The sequence below is a fragment of the Mesorhizobium sp. M7A.F.Ca.US.002.01.1.1 genome (assembly GCF_004022955.1).
Lineage (GTDB): Bacteria > Pseudomonadota > Alphaproteobacteria > Rhizobiales > Rhizobiaceae > Mesorhizobium > Mesorhizobium ciceri.
In genome coordinates, this window is record NZ_RZQE01000392.1 from 1 (window position 1) to 5,751 (window position 5,751).

The 5,751-nt window shown below is 63.4% G+C and carries 6 protein-coding genes; 5 read left to right on the top strand and 1 reads right to left on the bottom strand.

Annotation, left to right across the window (positions count from 1 at the left end; genetic code table 11):
- Positions 1–14 precede the first annotated feature (14 nt).
- The 4 genes from EN932_RS27525 to leuC all read left to right on the top strand — a co-directional run bounded on the left by EN932_RS27525 (position 15) and on the right by leuC (position 4,250).
- A complete protein-coding gene (locus EN932_RS27525) occupies positions 15–812 on the top strand; it encodes a transporter substrate-binding domain-containing protein (RefSeq protein ID WP_013528864.1) in 798 nt (265 codons plus the stop codon).
- A 201-nt stretch (positions 813–1,013) separates the two neighbouring features.
- The gene (locus tag EN932_RS27535) at positions 1,014–1,823 is read left to right on the top strand and encodes an amino acid ABC transporter permease (protein ID WP_027163295.1); all 810 of its coding nucleotides are present in this window, start codon (positions 1,014–1,016) and stop codon (positions 1,821–1,823) included.
- A gap of 54 nt (positions 1,824–1,877) precedes the next feature.
- On the top strand, positions 1,878–2,513 hold the full coding sequence (locus EN932_RS27540) for a class I SAM-dependent methyltransferase (RefSeq protein ID WP_027163296.1): 636 nt from the start codon (positions 1,878–1,880) through the stop codon (positions 2,511–2,513).
- A gap of 327 nt (positions 2,514–2,840) precedes the next feature.
- Complete coding sequence (gene leuC / locus EN932_RS27550; protein WP_127368052.1) at positions 2,841–4,250, top strand: 3-isopropylmalate dehydratase large subunit; 1,410 nt, start codon at positions 2,841–2,843, stop codon at positions 4,248–4,250.
- 39 nt (positions 4,251–4,289) lie between these two features.
- On the opposite strand, the gene EN932_RS27555 is transcribed toward leuC, so the two are convergent.
- On the bottom strand, positions 4,290–4,607 hold the full coding sequence (locus EN932_RS27555; RefSeq protein WP_013528869.1) for a hypothetical protein: 318 nt from the start codon (positions 4,605–4,607) through the stop codon (positions 4,290–4,292).
- Between the two features lie 159 nt (positions 4,608–4,766).
- Here EN932_RS27555 and EN932_RS27560 point away from each other — a divergent pair.
- The coding region (locus EN932_RS27560) for a GGDEF domain-containing protein (RefSeq protein ID WP_164890643.1) at positions 4,767–5,751 on the top strand (985 nt) is incomplete at its 3' end.

A 5,751-nucleotide genomic window follows, 5' to 3' on the forward strand; every position in this document is an offset into this window, starting at 1 on the left:
CCGGGGAGTGTGTCATGACCAAATCGAAACTGCTGCTGGCAGGCCTGCTTGCCCTCGTCCTGGTACCCGTTGCCGCCTTTGCGCAGGCGCTGCCCGACCTCGGCGGCAAAAAGGTGGTGGTTGTGACCGAAAACGCCTATCCGCCGCTGCAGTTCATCGATGCCAAGACCGGCAAGCAGATCGGCTGGGAATATGATGCGATGAACGAGATCGCCAAGCGGCTGAATTTCGCCGTCGAGTACCAGAACACATCCTGGGACGCGATGATCCAGGCGGTTTCCGACAACCAGTACAACATCGGCATGACCGGCATCACCATCAAGGACGACCGCAAGGAGAAGGTCGATTTCTCCGACCCCTATATGCGCTCGGAACAGTTCATGCTGGTGCGCGGCGATGAAAGCCGTTTCACCGACGCCAAGACCTTCGGCGCCTTCAAGGATGGGCTGATCGGCGCGCAGGCCGGTACCACGCCCTTCTACACCGCCGTCTACAGCGTGCTCGACGGCAATGAGCAGAACCCGCGCATCAAGCTGTTCGAGACCTTCGGCGCCACGGTGCAGGCTCTGAAATCCGGCGACGTTGACGTCGTCTTGACCGACGGCACCGCCGGCAAGGGCTATGTCGACGCCTCCGAGGGCAAACTGAAGCTGATCGGCGGGCCGCTCGGCACCGAGGATTTCGGCTTCATCTTCCCGAAGGGTTCCGACCTGGTGAAGCCGGTCAATGCGGCGATTGCGGCGTTGAAGGCGGACGGGACGTTCGATGCGCTGAACAAGAAGTGGTTTCTTGATTACAAGATGGGGCAGTGATTTCGCACTGACTTCGCGCTTGAACGCCCCCCTCTGCCCTGCCGGGCATCTCCCCCTCAAGAGGGGAGATTGGCTGTTTTTTCCGCTTTCGCCAATCACCAAAGTTGTAAAAAGAGTGCCGTCGACGAAGCTGCCAATCTCCCCTCTTGAGGGGGAGATGGCCGGCAGGCCAGAGGGGGCTGCCTTGGCGCAATCCTTTTGATGCCTCCCGCCTCTTCCTCCAAAGCCGACTTCCCCTGGTGGCTCGTCGTGGCCGTGACCATCGCGATCGCGGTGGCCGTCTTCGTCGCCACCAGCAATCTCTATGCCCAGGTATTCGCCACGGTCGCCAAGGGTATCGGCGTCACCATCTTCGTCACCGTGATCGCCTTCGTGCTGGCGTCGGCCATCGGTCTCGGCATCGCGCTGATGGGAATGTCGGGTTCGCGCTGGCTGCGCCAGATCGCGCGCTTCTATGTCGAGATCATCCGCGGCGTGCCGATCCTGGTGCTGTTGTTCTGGATCGCCTTTGCCGGCGCGCCGGCCTTCGTCGCGGCCTGGAACGCGCTGACCGCGCCGCTGCAAAGCGCCGGCCTGTTCGGCGAGCTTTTGGTGCGCGACGTGTCGCTGTTGTGGCGCGCCATCATGGCGCTGACCATCGGCTATTCGGCTTTCATCTCGGAGGTTTTCCGGGCCGGCATCCAGGCGGTGGAGAAGGGCCAGATCGAAGCGGCGAAGGCGCTCGGGCTGACCCGCGCGCAGCGTTTCCGGCTCATCGTGTTTCCACAGGCGATCCGCACCATCCTGCCGCCCCTCGGCAATGATTTCGTCGCCCTGGTCAAGGATTCCTCGCTGGTCTCGGTGCTCGGCGTTGCCGACATCACGCAGATGGGCAAGGTCTACGCCGCCGGCTCCTTTCGCTTCTTCGAGACCTATTCGATAACAGCCTACATCTACCTCATCCTGACCGTCGGCCTGTCGCTGGCGCTCAGGGCGCTGGAACGGCGGCTGCGCCGCCAGCACGAGGAATAGTTTTTCGGCCAAGGCAGCGCTACGATCCCCGAGCATTCCCGTTGAGGAGGTCCCATGATCGTCGACAAAGCCAATGCGGCGCTGGATTCCGTCTATACGGCCGACACGCCGGAAGCGCTTGAAGAGGCCTATGCCGCATGGGCCGCGACCTATGACAGCGAGACCGCCTCGCTCGGCTACCTCCTGCCTTTCCTGATCACCGCCTGGGTGGCGCGCCATGTGCCGGCGGACGATGGCCCCTTGCTCGATGCCGGCTGCGGCACCGGCCTGTCGGGACCGTCGCTGAATGCGCTCGGCTACCGCGACATTGCGGGGCTCGACCTCTCGGACGATATGCTGAAGATCGCCGGCAGCCGCAATGCCTACAGCGAACTGAAGCAGGCAATGCTGGGCGGTCCGCTGCCGTGGCCGGACGGGTATTTCCGCGCCTTCTTCTCGACAGGCGTGTTCACCATCAGCCATGCGCCGGCGACAGGCCTGCACGAACTGGTGCGCATCACCCGCAAGGGCGGCCATGCGATCTTCACCGTGCGCGACCGGGTGTTCGAGAGCGGCGGCTTCCAGGCGGTGTTCGATGAGTTGGAGCAGACTGGGAAATGGCGGCCGGTCGAGGAAAGCCCGTGGTTCCGCTGCTATGCGATCGCCGAGCCGGATGCGCTGGTGAAGACTTTTGTGTTTGAAGTGATCTGAGCGGCGCGTTCTCCGATCTTGGCTTCCTTCCTCTCCCCCTGAAGGTGTGGAAGTGAGGACGAGGAACCCGAGTTCTGCGAAGGCAGCTTCCAATTGCCGAAAACCCAAAACATTGATATGAGCCACGCCATGGAAGAGCTTTTTGGCGATCCGGCCTACAAGGGGTTCGTGCTGCAGGACAGAAAACGCCTGCCGTCGCGCTTCTCCGCGCGCGTGTCCGGGGCGCTGACCAGCCGACTACCCTAGGCCGACCCATCGGGGTCGTTTCGCCGGGCCGGAGGTCCGGCACCTGCTCTTTCCCATTCTCATATCGACGGATTTACGCACATGAGCGCACCGCGCACCCTCTACGACAAGATTTTCGACGACCATGTCGTCGATCGCCAGGACGACGGCACCTGCCTGCTCTACATCGACCGCCACCTGGTCCATGAAGTGACCAGCCCGCAGGCCTTCGAAGGCCTGCGCATGACCGGCCGTAAAGTCCGGCATCCGGAAAAGACGCTGGCCGTGGTCGATCACAATGTCTCGACTTCGCCCGAGCGCAAGTTCGGCATCAAGAACGAGGAAAGCCGCATCCAGGTCGAGGCGCTGGCCAAGAACGCCAGGGATTTCGGCGTCGAATATTATTCCGAGAAGGATATCCGCCAGGGCATCGTCCACATCATCGGTCCGGAGCAGGGCTTTACACTGCCCGGCATGACCATCGTCTGCGGCGACAGCCACACCTCGACGCACGGCGCTTTCGGCGCGCTGGCGCATGGCATCGGCACATCCGAGGTCGAGCATGTTCTGGCGACGCAGACGCTGATCCAGCGCAAGGCCAAGAACATGCTGGTGCGTGTCGACGGCCAATTGCCGGAAGGTGTCACCGCCAAGGACATCATCCTGGCCATCATCGGCGAGATCGGCACTGCCGGTGGCACCGGCTATGTCATCGAATATGCCGGCGAGGCGATCCGTGCGCTGTCGATGGAGGGCCGCATGACGATCTGCAACATGTCGATCGAAGGCGGCGCGCGCGCCGGCCTGATCGCCGCGGACGAGACGACCTTCGCCTATGTCAAGGACAAGCCGCGCGCGCCGAAGGGCGCGGCCTGGGATGCGGCACTCGAATACTGGAAGACGCTACAGTCCGACGAGGGCGCGCATTTCGACAAGGTGATCGTGCTCGACGCGGCCAAGCTGCCGCCGATCGTCTCCTGGGGCTCCTCGCCCGAGGATGTCGTGTCGGTGCAAGGCATCGTGCCGAACCCGGACGACATCACCGATGAGAACAAGCGCACCTCCAAGCAGCGTGCGCTCGACTATATGGGTCTGACGCCGGGCACCAGGATCACCGACATCACGCTCGACCGCGTCTTCATCGGTTCCTGCACCAATGGCCGCATCGAGGATCTGCGCGCCGTCGCCAAGGTGGTCGAAGGCAAGACGGTCAGCCCGCATGTCGATGCGATGATCGTGCCGGGCTCCGGCCTGGTCAAGGAACAGGCGGAAGCCGAAGGCCTCGACAAGATCTTTGTCGCCGCCGGTTTCGATTGGCGCGAGCCGGGCTGCTCGATGTGCCTGGCCATGAACGACGACCGGCTGAAGCCGCATGAACGCTGCGCCTCGACTTCGAACCGCAATTTCGAGGGCCGGCAAGGCTTCAAGGGCCGCACCCATCTGGTGTCGCCGGCGATGGCGGCCGCGGCGGCGATCGCCGGCCACTTCGTTGACATCCGCGAGTGGAAGTAGTCCGGACTTGAACGGAACCCGAGCCGCACCCGGCTCGGGTCAACGCTTCCCGTCACGGCGGACGAGTTCGTGGAACTCCTCGCGGCGTCCGGGCTGTTCGGCCGCGACCACAAGCGCAAGCTGTTGTTCCTCGAAGAGCTTGAACCATTCGTCCCATTCGACGAGTTCATAGCCTCCCGCATTGAGCGGCCGTTCAGGCTGGTCCTGATCCTGATAGGCGTGCTGGCCGAAGACCAGCCTCAACATGGGCTGCGTCCCCGCTTCGGGCGAGATGTCGACGATTGCGGGAAAGCCGGCGCGCCCGGCAGCCCACGAGCGGATCGCATCGTGGTCGGTCAGTGTGATTGTGTCGGCCATCGGTCGCTCCAGATTGTCAACGAAGGAACGCTGACCGGAGACGGCGGTTCCCTGACATTATTTTGAGATGGCGGTCCTGCTTGCGGCGAGGCTTAACCGCTTGTTTGGGCTTGCCCTCTAAGCTCTTCCCCGACGTAAGCGAGGGGAAGTCATAGTCGTTTGGACACGGGTCTGCTCATAGCGCTGCTCAACCCGACGATCGCGCTGGCGCTCGGCGCGGCGTTCCTCGTGCTATGGTCCTATCAGCGCCACCGCCCCTATCTGGCCGTGCTGGCGCTCAGCTACAGTCTCTCGGCGGTGGGCTTCCTGCTTCAGTATTTCACCTTGCCGATCGGCATGCCGCTGACCAAGCTGGTGTCGAACATCTGCTTCAGCATCGCCGGCTGCTGCCTGGCCGGCGCCATCGTCCACCGCTATGGCCGCAAGGTGCCCTATGTGGGGATCGGCGCGCTGGCCTGTGGGGGACTGGCGTCGTTCTGCTGGTTCCTGTTCATCGCGCCGGATCTCACCTGGCGCATCCTGGCGATGAACTTCGCTTTCGGCGGTATCAGCCTTCTGGTTGCCGCCGAACTGCGCCCGGTGCGCAACAACGGCCCGACCGAGAAAATCCTGTTCGTGCTGTCGCTGCTGTCGGGCGTCAACTTCTTCGTGCGCACCCTTATCGTCGTCATCGCGCACGGGCCCTTCACGAGCTATGACGGGTTCTATGGCTCGTCCTACTGGACGACGGCGCTGCTGTCGCACGCGCTGCTGTCGCTGCTTATCGCGCTGTGCCTGTTTTCCGCCGCGGCACTCGACGTGTTGAAGGCGTTGAAGGCCGAGACCTTTACCGACCCCCTGTCGGGCCTGCTCAACCGGCGTGGCTTCGAGGAGCGCGGCATGCTGCTCTTGCGGCACTGCGCCTCGGCGCGGTTCCCGGTCGCGTTGGTGCTGGCCGACCTCGATCATTTCAAGGCGCTCAACGATGTGCATGGGCATGGGGCGGGCGATCGCGTGATTGCCGATTTCGCCGCCAAGCTTCGGTCGGCGGCCGGCGCGCGCGGTGTTGCCGGGCGTATCGGCGGCGAGGAATTCGCGGTGCTGCTGCCACTCAGCGATCTTGCCGCGGCACGGCTGTTCGCCGAAGCGGTGCGCACGGTCTATT

Bases quoted from the DNA above. Each gene is read 5' to 3' on its own strand.
- EN932_RS27540 (WP_027163296.1), top strand. From the start codon at position 1,878: ATGATCGTCGACAAAGCCAATGCGGCGCTGGATTCCGTCTATACGGCC.
- leuC (WP_127368052.1), top strand. From the start codon at position 2,841: ATGAGCGCACCGCGCACCCTCTACGACAAGATTTTCGACGACCATGTC.
- EN932_RS27555 (WP_013528869.1), bottom strand. From the start codon at position 4,607: ATGGCCGACACAATCACACTGACCGACCACGATGCGATCCGCTCGTGG.
- EN932_RS27535 (WP_027163295.1), top strand. From the start codon at position 1,014: ATGCCTCCCGCCTCTTCCTCCAAAGCCGACTTCCCCTGGTGGCTCGTC.
- EN932_RS27525 (WP_013528864.1), top strand. From the start codon at position 15: ATGACCAAATCGAAACTGCTGCTGGCAGGCCTGCTTGCCCTCGTCCTG.